Source organism: Bartonella gliris (assembly GCF_045277155.1).
Classification (GTDB): domain Bacteria; phylum Pseudomonadota; class Alphaproteobacteria; order Rhizobiales; family Rhizobiaceae; genus Bartonella; species Bartonella gliris.
Genome location: NZ_CP123962.1, coordinates 1,903,103 through 1,916,967 on the forward strand (window position 1 = coordinate 1,903,103; position 13,865 = coordinate 1,916,967).

The 13,865-nt window shown below is 37.7% G+C and carries 8 protein-coding genes and 1 tRNA gene; 4 read left to right on the forward strand and 5 right to left on the reverse strand.

Annotated elements, in window-relative coordinates:
* Positions 1-5 precede the first annotated feature (5 nt).
* Positions 6-788 carry an ABC transporter ATP-binding protein gene (locus QHG54_RS08390; protein ID WP_406604198.1) on the forward strand — a complete coding sequence of 261 codons (783 nt, stop codon included), beginning with the start codon at positions 6-8 and terminating at the stop codon, positions 786-788.
* A gap of 586 nt (positions 789-1,374) precedes the next feature.
* Here the strand turns inward: QHG54_RS08390 and QHG54_RS08395 are convergent.
* Together QHG54_RS08395 and QHG54_RS08400 are read right to left on the reverse strand one after the other, a co-directional pair.
* Positions 1,375-7,173, reverse strand: a complete 5,799-nt coding sequence (locus tag QHG54_RS08395; RefSeq protein WP_406604199.1) for an autotransporter outer membrane beta-barrel domain-containing protein — start codon at positions 7,171-7,173, stop codon at positions 1,375-1,377.
* Positions 7,174-7,805: 632 nt separating this feature from the next.
* Positions 7,806-7,879, reverse strand: a tRNA-Met gene (locus QHG54_RS08400).
* Between the two features lie 167 nt (positions 7,880-8,046).
* Here QHG54_RS08400 and QHG54_RS08405 point away from each other — a divergent pair.
* Together QHG54_RS08405 and QHG54_RS08410 are read left to right on the forward strand one after the other, a co-directional pair.
* Positions 8,047-8,997: a Gfo/Idh/MocA family oxidoreductase gene (locus tag QHG54_RS08405; protein WP_317993558.1), complete on the forward strand. Its 951-nt coding sequence runs from the start codon at positions 8,047-8,049 to the stop codon at positions 8,995-8,997.
* Positions 8,998-9,054: 57 nt separating this feature from the next.
* Positions 9,055-10,173: a DegT/DnrJ/EryC1/StrS aminotransferase family protein gene (locus QHG54_RS08410; RefSeq protein WP_317993557.1), complete on the forward strand. Its 1,119-nt coding sequence runs from the start codon at positions 9,055-9,057 to the stop codon at positions 10,171-10,173.
* Positions 10,174-10,432: 259 nt separating this feature from the next.
* On the opposite strand, the gene QHG54_RS08415 is transcribed toward QHG54_RS08410, so the two are convergent.
* Positions 10,433-11,095, reverse strand: coding sequence for a hypothetical protein (locus QHG54_RS08415; RefSeq protein WP_406604200.1), 663 nt, complete (start codon positions 11,093-11,095; stop codon positions 10,433-10,435).
* Positions 11,096-11,122: 27 nt separating this feature from the next.
* Positions 11,123-11,719 (reverse strand): EipA family protein, encoded by a 597-nt coding sequence (locus QHG54_RS08420; RefSeq protein ID WP_317993555.1) that lies wholly within the window; start codon positions 11,717-11,719, stop codon positions 11,123-11,125.
* Positions 11,720-11,934: 215 nt separating this feature from the next.
* Here QHG54_RS08420 and chpT point away from each other — a divergent pair, with 215 nt between their 5' ends.
* Entirely contained in the window at positions 11,935-12,576 is a 642-nt protein-coding gene (gene chpT, locus QHG54_RS08425; RefSeq protein ID WP_317993554.1) for a histidine phosphotransferase ChpT, read from the forward strand.
* A gap of 191 nt (positions 12,577-12,767) precedes the next feature.
* Here chpT and ctrA read toward each other — a convergent pair whose 3' ends face one another.
* A complete protein-coding gene (gene ctrA / locus QHG54_RS08430) occupies positions 12,768-13,469 on the reverse strand; it encodes a response regulator transcription factor CtrA (RefSeq protein WP_317993553.1) in 702 nt (233 codons plus the stop codon).
* Between the last annotated feature and the right edge of the window lie 396 nt (positions 13,470-13,865).

A 13,865-nucleotide genomic window follows, 5' to 3' on the forward strand; every position in this document is an offset into this window, starting at 1 on the left:
TATCTATGGCCAATTGTGAAAATATTATTGATGTTTCTAATTTATCTGTAACTTTTGGGCATGGGCACAAAGCAGTGACAGTTGTTAAAAATGTTAATTTCCATATTAAACGTGGAGAAGCTTACGGTTTAATTGGTGAATCAGGATGTGGAAAATCAACGATTTTGAATGCATTGGTAGGGCTTATACCCCATTATAATGGGAATTTTCTCTTTGATGGAGAAGAAGCCGTGCAGAAAAGAAGCAAAGCTTTTTTGCGACGTATTCAAATAGTTTTTCAAGATCCTTATGCTTCGCTTCATCCACGAAAAATGGTACATACCGTTCTTTCGGAATCGCTTGCAATTCATGGTATGGATAACCGAAAAGAGCGCGTATACGATGTTTTAAATTCTGTTGGTTTAAATTCTTCATTTCTCTACCGTTATCCCCATGAGTTATCTGGAGGGCAGCGTCAGCGTATTGCTCTTGCAAGGGCTTTGATTATTGAACCAGAAGTCTTGTTGCTTGATGAGCCAACATCTGCATTAGACGTATCGGTGCAGGCTGAAATTTTGAATTTTTTGAAATCATTGCGGGAAAAAAAGCAATTGACTTATTTAATGGTCTCCCATGATCTTCCTGTTATTGCCCATATATGTGAACGTGTTGGCATTATGCATCAAGGGGTTATTCTTGAAGAACTTAGCAATAGTGATCTACGCAATTTGCAGGCGCAAAATGACTATACCAAAATGTTTTTTGAAGCGAGTATCGAACCTATTGCTCATAGAGAAGAGAGAGTATGAGAGATATTACAGAAAAGAATTTTTTCTGTAATGTAAAAGTTTTTCATTTTTTATGATTATATTAGGAGACTATTTAATATTAGTATAATATTTTTACTATATTATGTGTTTTGCATTATGATCTATAAATATAATCTATAAGATAATTTATTTTATAGTATTGTTATACTTTATTTAATTATATTTTTTAAAAAACTTTCTTTTATATTTTGATAATTAGAATTTTAAACATAATATTTCTTTAGTCTATGATGCTGTATTTAATTTGATACTGTATCTCATGGATGTTGCTGATTTTTCTATATGGAATATATTTTATTTTTATTATCTTTGGCTTTTTTATCCTTTCTAGTCTTGTTTTTCTTTTTTTTCTCAAAATGCTGAGCCCTTTTTGAAAAAAGGGGAGAGTAAGGATTTTTACAATCGTAAATAACCATTATTGAAATCTTTTAGCTTTTTTCTGTCATAAAAAGAGAGAGCTTTTTAGAGAAAGAAATTGGGATTTATAAATTGAAAAGGCAGCACAGTGTGCTGCCTTTTTGTTAAAACGTACAAAATACAATACGTTTGCTTTTACAGTCTTATGTTAAAACTGATAGCGTATTCCCCCTGAAAAGCTCGCTCCTGATATACCAGTTTTTTGCAGCTTTTGTTGATAACTGACATCACCATGAAGCGAGAAATTGTGGGAAAGTTGTGCATTGATGCCAACCCCGCCTTCAATTGCAGGTCCCATAGGATCAAGGTCAAAGTCTCTTCCAATGTGGATGGTACCATCATCACCAAAAGTTTTGATCAAGTTTACTTTTCCATAGAAAGACATTGGACCGTTGTTTTCAGTGGAAACCGTTTTTGTCAAGCGTCCACCAACACGGATCAACCATTGTGAAGGGTTGTTCATATCAATGGTAAAATTATCAGCATCTGTAATGGTGTTAAACATCAAATGTTGATAAGCAACTTGGGCTTGGGGTTCGAAGGTTAAACCTTCCACTCCGGTTGCAAATTCTTTGCCAACGGTGGTGGAGATACTCAACATCTTGGCATCGTTCAACTTTGCTGTCTTGCCAATGAGGGCATTGGTGATATTTCCTTTTAGAACTCCATAAGACAAAAGTGTATCCAAATACAGACCATTGTTATGTTGTAGAGTTCCGTAAGCTGTCAGTGACCATTTATCCAATGTGCTCTTGCTGGCATTTGCCATATCTTTCGGGGTGAAAGACAGTTTTCCATAGGTGCCCAAAAGACCCAAATGTGTGGTGACGCTTTGTCCCTCAATTGCTGCCAATGTAATACCGCCTTGTAGAGCAGCATAGCGAATATCAGCGCCATAGCCGTATTTGAGAGGTCCGCGTTCAGAGGATAGTGTTCCTGTACTTCCATAGGTGTAAAGGAAGAATCCGGTTTGTTTTTCCTCTTCTCTTCCCAAGACAGATGTTCTCATATTGGCTAAAAGCGCGTTTTGTTTAGCCATATCCGTTAATCCCGTGTAGAAGAGAGCATTTGGCATGACCAAGTAACTTGCCGTTTGTGGTACAAGGGCATTCACACCTTGACCAGAACTCGTTTCAAGAATTTCAGGTTGTAAGCGGAAATCCCAGAAATCTGCATTCTTTTCCTCAAGCAAATTTTGCGCAATATCGGCTTTACCATGACTTGATTCAGGTCCATAGGCACGTAGTGTATACATATCTGGTAAACCGTCTCTTGTGGTATAGCCATTGACTAATTTGAAGGAGTCTTCTTGTGCTTTTCCAGATACTTGGATGAGTGAAAGACCACGTACATTAGAAGCAGCAGAGGTATTTATTTTAACATTGTTCTCTTCTAAGCGCCCCGTAACATAAACTGCGGTCGTTCCTGACACATCTCCATTGATCAAAAGTCTATCGGTTTTTTGATCGGCAATTGCCGCACCATCACTCCATTCTGCGTTGAAGTAAATCTTTGCATCACCCGTTGCATTGTAGACTGCTTTGGTGTTTGGTTTACCAGAACCTATATGCAATGTTTGGTGATGCTGCTCTTCTGTCGGGTTGTCAAAAATAATGGAGCTGTTATCGAGATTAAGCGTGGAAATATCAGAACGAGATCTTTGAGCAATATCAAGGAGATTACCATCATCATCTTTTTCGTTTTTGCTAATCTTCAATGTCCATTTCGTGTCGTTTTTCAGATCAAAGTGTACATTTCTGTCTTTAGCAATATTGGCTCTGCCTTCTAAAGTAGACTGATCCGCGTTTAATGTGAAGGTGCCGTTGGAGATCACTTTAACCTTTTTACCATCCCAAAAATCTTTATCTTTCCACAACGTCTTGTCCCCAAAAATACCATCTCCTAATAACACGTCAGCATGGACTTTTGATTTTTTAAGATTGACTGTACCAATTGATGGAGCAGCAGCATCTTCGATGCTTTTTTCAACAAAAGCTCCAATGAGAATTCCTGTGCCATTTTCAACCTGAATATCTGCATTGGTTAAATTGATGTTGCTTTGATGTTTTTGGGGATCTCTTGAGTTATCGGGTTTGATTTCAGGGAAACCTAAAAACTGCAAGCCATTGTTTTCTGCTGTTACAGCAACATTTGTGAGATCGATATGTCCGTTAGCTCCTACAAATAATGCAACTTTTTTTGCTTCTATTTTGTTTTCTACGGCTCTCTGTGTTGTTTCAATATCACCATTAATCATCTTAATCGTGCTATTATTTGCTGCAGAAAGACCAACATCAAAATTTTGAATGGTTGTTTTGCCATTTAATTCGATTATACTATCAGGCTCAGCAACGTTTACACCAACGGTTATTTTTTTATTTTCACCACCGGTTATTGTTAAATCTCCTTCGCTAATGATTTTGCTTCCACCATCTGCATAAAGCCCCTCATCGACATTTTGAATAGTTGTTTTGCCCGTTAACTTAATTTCACTACCAGAGCCCGCCGTCCATAGACCAGTACGTTCTTCGTTGGATCCTTTATCAATTGCTTCACCACCGATTATTGTTAAATCTCCTCCGCTAATGATTTTGCTTCCACCATCTGCATAAAGCCCCTCATCGACATTTTGAATAGTTGTTTTGCCCGTTAACTTAATTTCACTACCAGAGCCCGCCGTCCATACACCGGAGCGGTATTTGTTTGGTCCTTTATCAATTGCTTCAGCACCGATTATTGTTAAATTTTCGCTAATGATTTTACCACCATCAACGGCTCCAATACCGTTCAAACTATTGTTAATCGTTGTCGTTCCATGCAATTTAATTATGCTGTCTGTGCCCTGTGCAGATGCAGCGTCTCCCTTGTTATCCGTTGTTAAAGTGACATCCGTAACATCAATCTGTCCGCCTTTTTCTGCAAATAATGCAGCTTCTTTCCCGTTTACAGTTCCTTTTTCCTTAGTGATTTTGGATTGTGAACCTTCTGCATGGAGTCCATAACCATCAGATGATGTAACTTTAGCATCGTCTTTTAAAGTGATGGTGCTGCCTTGTTTAGCGTATACCCCATCCGTTTTTCCATCGAATGATCCTCCGGATACGGTTATTGTGGAGCCATCATTTGCAACTATACCGTTGTTTGCTTGCGTGACGGTTACATTAGTCAAAGTAACATTGCTGTTCTTATCGGCACTTATACCCTTATCCATCAAGGCGCCATCATTGCCGCTCGATATTGTGACATTTTCCAGCGTGTTTTTATCACTGTTATTAGAGAAGGTGGCACCAGTTTGAGAAGCTGTAATGGAGCCCTCGGTCATTTTGATTGTACCACCGTTTGCTTCAAGACCGATTAAAGAATCTTTGATTGTTGTTTTGCCCTTTAACTCGATTACGCTGTCAGCGCCCTCGGCTTTTGCACCAGTTCCCGTGCCATCTGTTGTTGTTAAAGCAACGTCCGTAACATCAATCTGTCCGCCTTTTTCTGCAAATAATGCAGCTTTTTTCCCGTTTACAGTTCCTTTTTCCTTAGTGATTTTGGATTGTGAACCTTCTGCATGGAGTCCATAACCATCAGATGATGTAACTTTAGCATCGTCTTTTAAAGTGATGGTGCTGCCTTGTTTAGCGTATACCCCATCCGTTTTTCCATCGAATGATCCTCCGGATACGGTTATTGTGGAGCCATCATTTGCAACTATACCGTTGTTTGCTTGCGTGACGGTTACATTAGTCAAAGTAACATTGCTTTTTTCGGCACTTATTCCTTTATCCATTAAGGCGTCATTTTTGCCGCTCGATATTGTGACATTTTCCAGCGTGTTTTTATCACTGTTATTAGAGAAGGTGGCACCAGTTTGAGAAGCTGTAATGGAGCCCTCGGTCATTTTGATTGTACCACCGTTTGCTTCAAGACCGATTAAAGAATCTTTGATTGTTGTTTTGCCCTTTAACTCGATTACGCTGTCAGCGCCCTCGGCTTTTGCACCAGTTCCCGTGCCATCTGTTGTTGTTAAAGCAACGTCCGTAACATCAATCTGTCCGCCTTTTTCTGCAAATAATGCAGCTTTTTTCCCGTTTACAGTTCCTTTTTCCTTAGTGATTTTTGATTTTGAACCTTCTGCATGGAGTCCATAACCATCAGATGATGTAACTTTAGCATCGTCTTTTAAAGTGATGGTGCTGCCTTGTTTAGCGTATACCCCATCCGTTTTTCCATCGAATGATCCTCCAGATACGGTTATTGTGGAGCCATCATTTGCAAATATGCCTGTTGTTGCTTGCGTGACGGTTACATTAGTCAAAGTAACATTGCTGTTCTTATCGGCACTTATTCCTTTATCCATTAAGGCGTCATTTTTGCCGCTCGATATTGTGACATTTTCCAGCGTGTTTTTATCACTGTTATTAGAGAAGGTGGCACCAGTTTGAGAAGCAGTAATGGAACCCTCGGTCATTTTTATTGTGCCACCGTTTGCTTCAAGACCGATTAAAGAATCTTTGATTGTTGTTTTACCCTTTAACTCGATTATGCTGTTAGCGCCATCGGCTTTTGCACCAGTTCCTGTGCTATCTGTTGTTGTTAGAGTAATATTCGTGACATCAATCTGTCCGCCGTTTTCTGCAAATAATGCAGCTTTTTTCCCGCTTACAGTTCCTTCTTCCTTAGTGATTTTGGATTGTGAACCTTCTGCATGGAGTCCATAACCATCAGATGATGTAACTTTAGCATTGTCTTTTAAAGTGATGGTGCTGCCTTGTTTAGCATATACCCCATCCGTCTTTCCATCGAATGATCCTCCAGATACGGTTATTACCGAGCCATCATTTGCAAATATGCCTGTTGTTGCTTGCGTAACGGTTACTTTCGTCAAAGTAACATTGCTGTTTTTATCAGCACTTATACCCTTATCCATCAAGGCGCCATCATTGCCGCTCGATATTGTTACACTTTCTAACGTGTTTTTATCACTTTTATTAGAGAAGGTGGCACCAGTTTGAGAAGCAGTAATGGAGCCATCGATCATCTCGATTGTACCATTGTTTGCTGCAAGACCATTGCTGAATTTTTCAATGGTTGTTGTTCCATTTAATTTAATCTTGCCATGATCGCTGGCCATTATACCAGTGGTAGGCTCTTCGGATTCAAGAGCAGTTATCTTTAAGTCTTTGCTAGTAATTGTCCCACTAAGTTTCGCTTCAAGTCCATTTTTGACTTTTTCAATGGTTGTTTTTCCATTTAACTCAATCTTGCTATCAGGCATGTAGGTTCCTATACCAACCTTCATTCCTTTGGTTTCAGAACCAATGAGTGTTAACTCTTGACTAACGACTGTACTACCATTCGTTACCATAAGACCGTTGCTCGTGGCGTTTTTAATGGTTGTTTTTCCATTTAATTTAATCTTGCCATGATCGCTGGCCATTATACCAGTGGTAGGCTCTTCGGATTCAAGAGCAGTTATCTTTAAGTCTTTGCTAGTAATTGTCCCACTAAGTTTCGCTTCAAGTCCATTTTTGACTTTTTCAATGGTTGTTTTTCCATTTAACTCAATCTTGCTATTAGAATCTTTGGCTATTACACCAATATTGGTTCCTTTTATCGTTAAATTTTCGTTAACGATTTTACCACCATTTTCTGCCTGAAGTCCGTCCTTAACTTTTTCAATGGTTGTTGTGCCCGTTAATTTAATTTCGCTACCAGAATCTTTCGATAGTACACCAGTAGTGGAAATTTTTTCGGGATCAGAAGAGGTTATTTTTATATTTTCGCCGTTGATCTTACCACCGCCTGTTGCTTCAAGTGCATCATAGGAATTTCCAGAAGAAGCAGTCTTATTGTCTCCAGCTGTAGCTTTAAGAACTTCAGCATATGCGTTGAAATGGGTGCTAAACAGCATGACAGCTATGGCAGCTGTACAGGATAAAAGAGATTTTTTATACATTGATATTGTCCTTAACTTATAAGCCCCACACATTCCTCCCCCGCTTACAAGAAGGATATCAAATGGATGGTTATATTCATGATGACATAGATTATTTTTATTTTCATGTAAAGTATAATAATAATTTTATATTAAAACACAGAATGTTTTATTGGTATTTTTAATTAACTTTATTTGTTGTTAATTGTTTTATTTTAAATATAAAATTTATTATTAATAATTTTATTTTTATAAATTTGAATTTATAATGTAATGTTGAATATATATAAATATATTATAATTTACTTATACTATTATAAAGTAATATATATCACTTTTGATAGTAATAAATTTTGATATGAACTTAATTTATTTATGCTAAGAGAGAAAAATAGAGAAAATATTGCAAAAACCATAAAAATTAAATAAATAGCAATTATTAATTTTATAAAGCTGTACGCTTGTCGAGGAAAAGCTTTTAGATGCTGCTATTTCAGAATGAGAAAGGAAAAGACTTTTTGTGAGGGAGCCTATGAAAAAATGAGAAGCTTTAAAGCAGTCCTTGAAGCTCCCTTTAAAGCCCTAAAGCCCTTTAAAAAAATAAATTGTTACAAAACTTGGTGACAAGCTACAAAGCACTATGATAAAAACGGTAGCGGAGGAGGGATTTGAACCCCCGACACAAGGATTATGATTCCTCTGCTCTAACCTACTGAGCTACTCCGCCAAAATAGACAAATTATTGTAACTTGTTTTATCTTTTGCGGATATAAGGGGTAGAATAGTGAGATGTCAAGCATCGTTTTAAGCTTTTCTCTTGTCATTCTATTTCATCCCCGATATGGAATGAATAAAAATATAATTTTTCGTATAATTAATAGGGTAAGGCATAAAATGGTGCCACGTGTAGCGGTTTTAGGGTGCGGTTATTGGGGTGGAAATCATATACGTACACTTCAAAGTTTTGGAGCTTTAGCAGCAGTTTCTGATATGGATGTTGAGCGTGCTGCAAGTTTTGCAAATATGTATGGTGTGGATTTTGTTGCGCCTGATGATCTTTTTACGCATGAAGATATTGATGCATTAGTGCTGGCGTTACCTCCACAATTTCATACAGAAAATGTTCTGCGTGCTCTTAAAAATGGTAAAGATGTTTTAGTTGAAAAACCAATTGCCTTGAATGTAGCGGATGCTGAACATCAAGTTCAGGTTGCTGATGAATATGGGCGGATTTTTATGGTGGGCCATATTTTGCGCTTTCATCCTGTTTTTGAAAAAATATGTGAATTGGTAGCAGGGGGAGAACTGGGGGATGTGCGTTATATCTATTCTCACCGGTTAGGCTTTGGAAAGTTTCATACACAAAGCGATGCTTTATGGGATCTTGCTCCTCATGATCTCTCAATGATTTTGGCTTTGACAGGATGTGAACCCTCTGAAATTCGGGGAGAGGGGGCAGCTGTAATTGATCAGTGTTCTGATTTTGCCCATATTCATATGACTTTTCCAAATGGTGTACAGAGCCATCTTTTTGCTTCACGCCTTAGTCCTTATCGTGAAAGGCGTTTAACGGTTGTTGGTACAAAGGCTATGATCGTTTTTGATGATATGGAACCGTGGAGCCGTAAATTGGCATTTCACCGTTTTTCCGTTTGGAAGGAGAATAAAGAGTGGGCTTTTACAACTGATAAACTGAATTACATTGAAATTTGTGAAGATTTGCCGCTTACTTGCGAATTGCAGCATTTTCTTCATTGTATTGAGACGCGTCAATCGCCTCGGACAAATGGCGATGATGCCATTGCTGTTTTACGGATTTTAACTGCTGCTAGTGTCAATTATTAGAGATAAAAGAGATAAGTAGCGCTTTTGCATTCTTATGATTATCAAAATGGGGTTAATATGCAATTCATCGACTTGGGGGCGCAGCGTGCGCGTATTGAAGATAAAATTAATGCTGCAATTGCGCATGTGATAGCTAGTGGCAAGTATATTTTGGGACCAAAAGTAACAGAATTTGAAGAGCGATTGGCAGATTATCTTGGCGTTAAGCATGTTGTTGCATGTGCCAATGGAACTGATGCGTTGAAGATGCCTCTTATGGCTAAAAATATTGGTCCAGGTGATGCTGTTTTTTGTCCTAGTTTTACGTTTTCCGCAACTGCTGAAGTGGTCGCTTTGGTGGGAGCAGAACCCGTATTTGTAGATGTACGGCCTGATACATTCAATATCGACGTTGATAAACTGTGTGAAGCAATTGAGATGATTAAAAAAGAGGGACGTCTCAGACCAAAGGCTGTCATTCCTGTTGATTTGTTTGGGCTTTCTGCTGATTATGCGCAAATTGCTAGAGTGGCGGTAAAGGAAAATCTTTTTGTTATTGAAGATGCTGCTCAATCTATAGGCGGTAGAAGTGGTAATATTATGTGTGGAGCTTTTGGTGATGTTGCTGCAACAAGTTTTTATCCTGCAAAACCATTGGGGTGTTATGGCGATGGAGGCGCTATGATGACCAATGATGACGATTTGGCAGCACTTTTACGTTCTATTCTGTTTCATGGTAAAGGTAAAACCCAATATGACAATGTGCGTATTGGTTTGAATTCGCGCCTAGATACAATTCAAGCTGCAATTTTGCTAGAAAAACTTGTTATCTTGGAAGATGAGATGGAAAAGCGTGTGGAAATTGCTCAATATTATTCCAATGGTTTAAGCGATATTGTCACAGTTCCAGAAGTGGAAGAGGGGGAGCGTTGTGCTTATGCGCAATACACTATTAAAGTGAAAGATCGTGACAGATTAAAGAATTATTTACAGGAAAATTCTATTCCTACGATGGTTTATTACGAAACGCCTTTGCATCAACAGCCGGCTTATAAACACTTTCCTTATGTAAAAGGTTCTCTTTCTGTTTCAGAGTCTTTAGGAAAGTGTGTTTTAAGTTTACCTATGCATCCTTATTTGGCTCAAAGTGATCAGGATATCATTATCCAGCGAATAAGAGATTTTTATCACTCTTAAGAGAGGCTCTTTGTCTTAAGCTTATTTAACATGGCGAGTTTTATTTGCGCTATAGCTTGAAAGGTATTTTGGAAGAGTTATGGCATCAAAATAAAGTCAGAATTATACGATGCTATGCTATGAATAGGTTAGATATATGCAAAGGCATATCTTATGCTCTCTTTTCGCAAATAGATCATAAATCTATTATGTTATGGAAGGTATAGCTAACATTACATTAATTGATCCAATATTCCTACTAAGTTGTCTTGAAGGCAAATTATGTAAGGGGTGTTTTTTTAATGCTGGTTATTTTTTTGCGAATACGGGACGCTAGGTCGTTTTCGTTTTTAGAGTTTTGGATCAATATATTGATGGGTGAAGAAGCACTCTCTTGTAGCGCTATTTGGGCAGCTAATGTTGCTGCTAATTCTTTTGTCTCTTCGCGTAGTTTATCTAGAAGTTGCTGGCTAGCAGCAGTGTTAAGCTCATCGGGTTGAATTTTTTGTAAACGTTGCTGATAGTGTGCGATCTTTTCACGCATAGTTTTAATTTCCATTGTGAAAGTTTTTGTTGCGAAAGTGCTTTGTTCGTCTTTTATTGTGGTAGATTTTTTTTCATGAAGAGGAGAAGGAGCATATTGTGTAGGATGATACAACTGATAAAGCTTTTCTGTTGCTTGGCTAAGTTGTATTTTCTGTTTGGCATATTTTTTTTGCAAAGAATCATATTTTTGTTCGTTGCGCACTAATTCTACAGCGTGCTGGGCACAGAGGAAATCGTAGTTTGCTTGTATTTCAGTGTGTGATAATGGAACTTGTGCAGAAACAAATTTATGTGCAAAGTAAAGGGCTCTGCGCCAAATAAGGGGGGAAAAAAGCACTAGCAACCAAGAAGTGATGGCCACTCCAAGAATAAAAAAAAGAAATGATTGGATAAGCATAAATTCCCCTTTTTACTGAGAGTGCATTTAAAATGGATTCCATGTTGGTGTAGGTGTTAATTTTAAATATCCTATATTAAGGCCAAGGCGTGCACCAATTCCCGTACGTACTGGAATTAATAAGACATTATTGCGTTTAAGGACGTGAAAACCAACACCTGCTATTAAATAGGCTGAACCTGAAATACCACCATAGCGTCCCCATAAATTATTTATAGTATTCAGATCATAAACTAAAATCATTAAACGGGAGCCTTGGCCACCAAAGTCCCATCCTACAGAGGGGCCTTGCCAAAATACTTTATAGTGACCGTAGGTTTTGGTAAAAAGCTGTCCTTCGCCATAGGTTAATCCAGCAAAAAAGGCGCCAGAAGCTTCTTCGCCTAAAATATAAGCATTTGGATAACCGTATTGCGAAAAAATATTTTCAATTGCTACGGCTATACCGCTGGCAGTTTTGCCAAAAAAAGTATGACCGGAATCGATAATTTCTTGCAACGAATAATGAGGTCCTGTTTGTTCTATTGGTCGGGATTGAGCATGTAAGGCGTTTATCGTTACGCATAAAAGGAATATCAAAGGTACCATACTTTTGTACCAGCGTGTTAGAAGCAAGAGAGCCATAGAAAATTTCCCTTTTATTAGTTACAAACAAAAAGATAATATTAGGATTTTTATTCGATTCAAATAAAAAATGAAGGCATAAGGTTATTTAAATTCTTGAATTTGTTTCTGAAAAAAATTTTCGCGTAATTGTTAAAGTGCCATATATGCATTGGATGTTAAGAGTTTTGCTTTAAAAGGAATCTTGTTTTTAACTCTAGGAGTTTTCAATAATTATGACATTAGCTATTTCTTTGAAGTCTACCGATCTTGCTGCTTTGCTTTGTAGCCGTATTTGCCATGATTTGATTTCACCTGTTGGTGCTATTCAAAATGCAATGGAACTCTACGATGAAGGAGGAGCTGATGAAGATGCTTTGCAATTGGTGCGTTGGTCCGTTGCGAGTGCTTCTGCTCGTCTACAATTTGCGCGATTGGCTTTTGGTTTTTCAGGAGCAGGTGGGAGCCAGATAGATACGCGTGCCGCTGAACAGGTTGCTCAACAATATATGAAGGAAGAAAAAGCAGTTTTAAAATGGCAAGTTCCTGCTGTATTTTTACCAAAAAATGAAGTTAAACTTTTGCTTAATTTGTTGTTGATTGCAAATGCAACAGTTTCGCGTGGGGGGGAAATAGTTGTGATGATTTTGCAAGATGAAAATAAATGTTCTTTTCGATTTGAGATTTGCGGTAAAAATTTACGTATTCCCTCTCATTTTATTGAATTATATAATGGGAAACTTCAGGGAGAAATTATTGATGCTCACGTTATTCAGTTTTATTACACATTGTTACTTGCTGAGATGACGCACATGAAAATAAACATAAACGAGACAGACAGTCGTATTATTTTGGAAAGTGTGAAGAATCTTGAATAAGATAAAATTAATTAAGCGGTATCGGGAAAAGGCGGTTTAGATTATATCCGTGAGCGGCCGCTTTAGGAGCTCTTAAGCTATAAGTAATTTTCTGTAAACACGAGATTTTTGTGTGCGAGCCTTTAATTTGTAACAGTGAAAAAATCTCGGCCCGCTACACTCCGAGATTTTACAATGTGCATTTTCATTGCTTAAGCGGTTTTACGTACGTTCTCTTCAACTGGATCACGTAATACATAACCGCGTCCCCAAACTGTATCAATGTAGTTTATGTTAGAAGATACTGCTTCCAACTTTTTCCGCAGTTTACAGATAAAGACATCAATAATTTTAAGTTCTGGTTCATCCATTCCACCGTAGAGATGATTGAGAAACATTTCCTTGGTGAGTGTGGTGCCTTTGCGCAAAGAGAGAAGCTCTAGCATCTGATATTCTTTGCCAGTCAAATGGACGGGATGACCAGCAACTTCGACTGTTTTTGCGTCAAGGTTAACGGTGAGATCGCCAGTAACAATAACCGATTGCGCATGACCTTTAGAGCGACGAATAACCGCATGAATACGCGCAATGAGCTCATCTTTATGGAAGGGCTTCGTCATATAATCATCTGCACCAAAGCCAAAACCACGTACTTTGTCTTCAATAGCACTCATGCCGGAAAGAATGAGAACAGGGGTTTTTATTTTTGCCAATCTCAGGGTTCGCAAGACATCGTAGCCTGACATATCAGGGAGATTTAGATCAAGCAAAATGATATCGTAATCATAGAGCTTACCTAGATCAACTCCTTCTTCACCTAGATCAGTGATATAGACATTAAAGTTTGCTGACTTTAGCATTAACTCAATGCTCTGAGTAGTTGCTTTATCATCTTCAATTAATAATACGCGCATCTTAAATCCCTCACTTCGCTCCTCCCGAATCAAACGGAGCTACCTTATTTACAACAGCTGCTAAAGCCACTGTTGATAAAAAATTCATAAAATTAAACACTTATAATAAAAGCGTTTATGAATATTTCAGCAGTACGCGTAACAATCACCACTGAATTCCCCACTATCTATGATAGTGGTTAACAAAATATTTTTTTTTTTGAAAGAGGTTGACAAAATTATTTTAGAAAAATCGTATATTTTTAAGCTTGATAAAAAATGAAGTAGCTTATTTCATAAAATTTAACTTTAAAAAAACCTTATAATAGATTCTTTTAAATTACTTTTTTACAATTTTAGTATTTATTTACCGAGCTTTAAATCTCTTCATTCTATAGTGGAGGCTAAAAGTAAAAA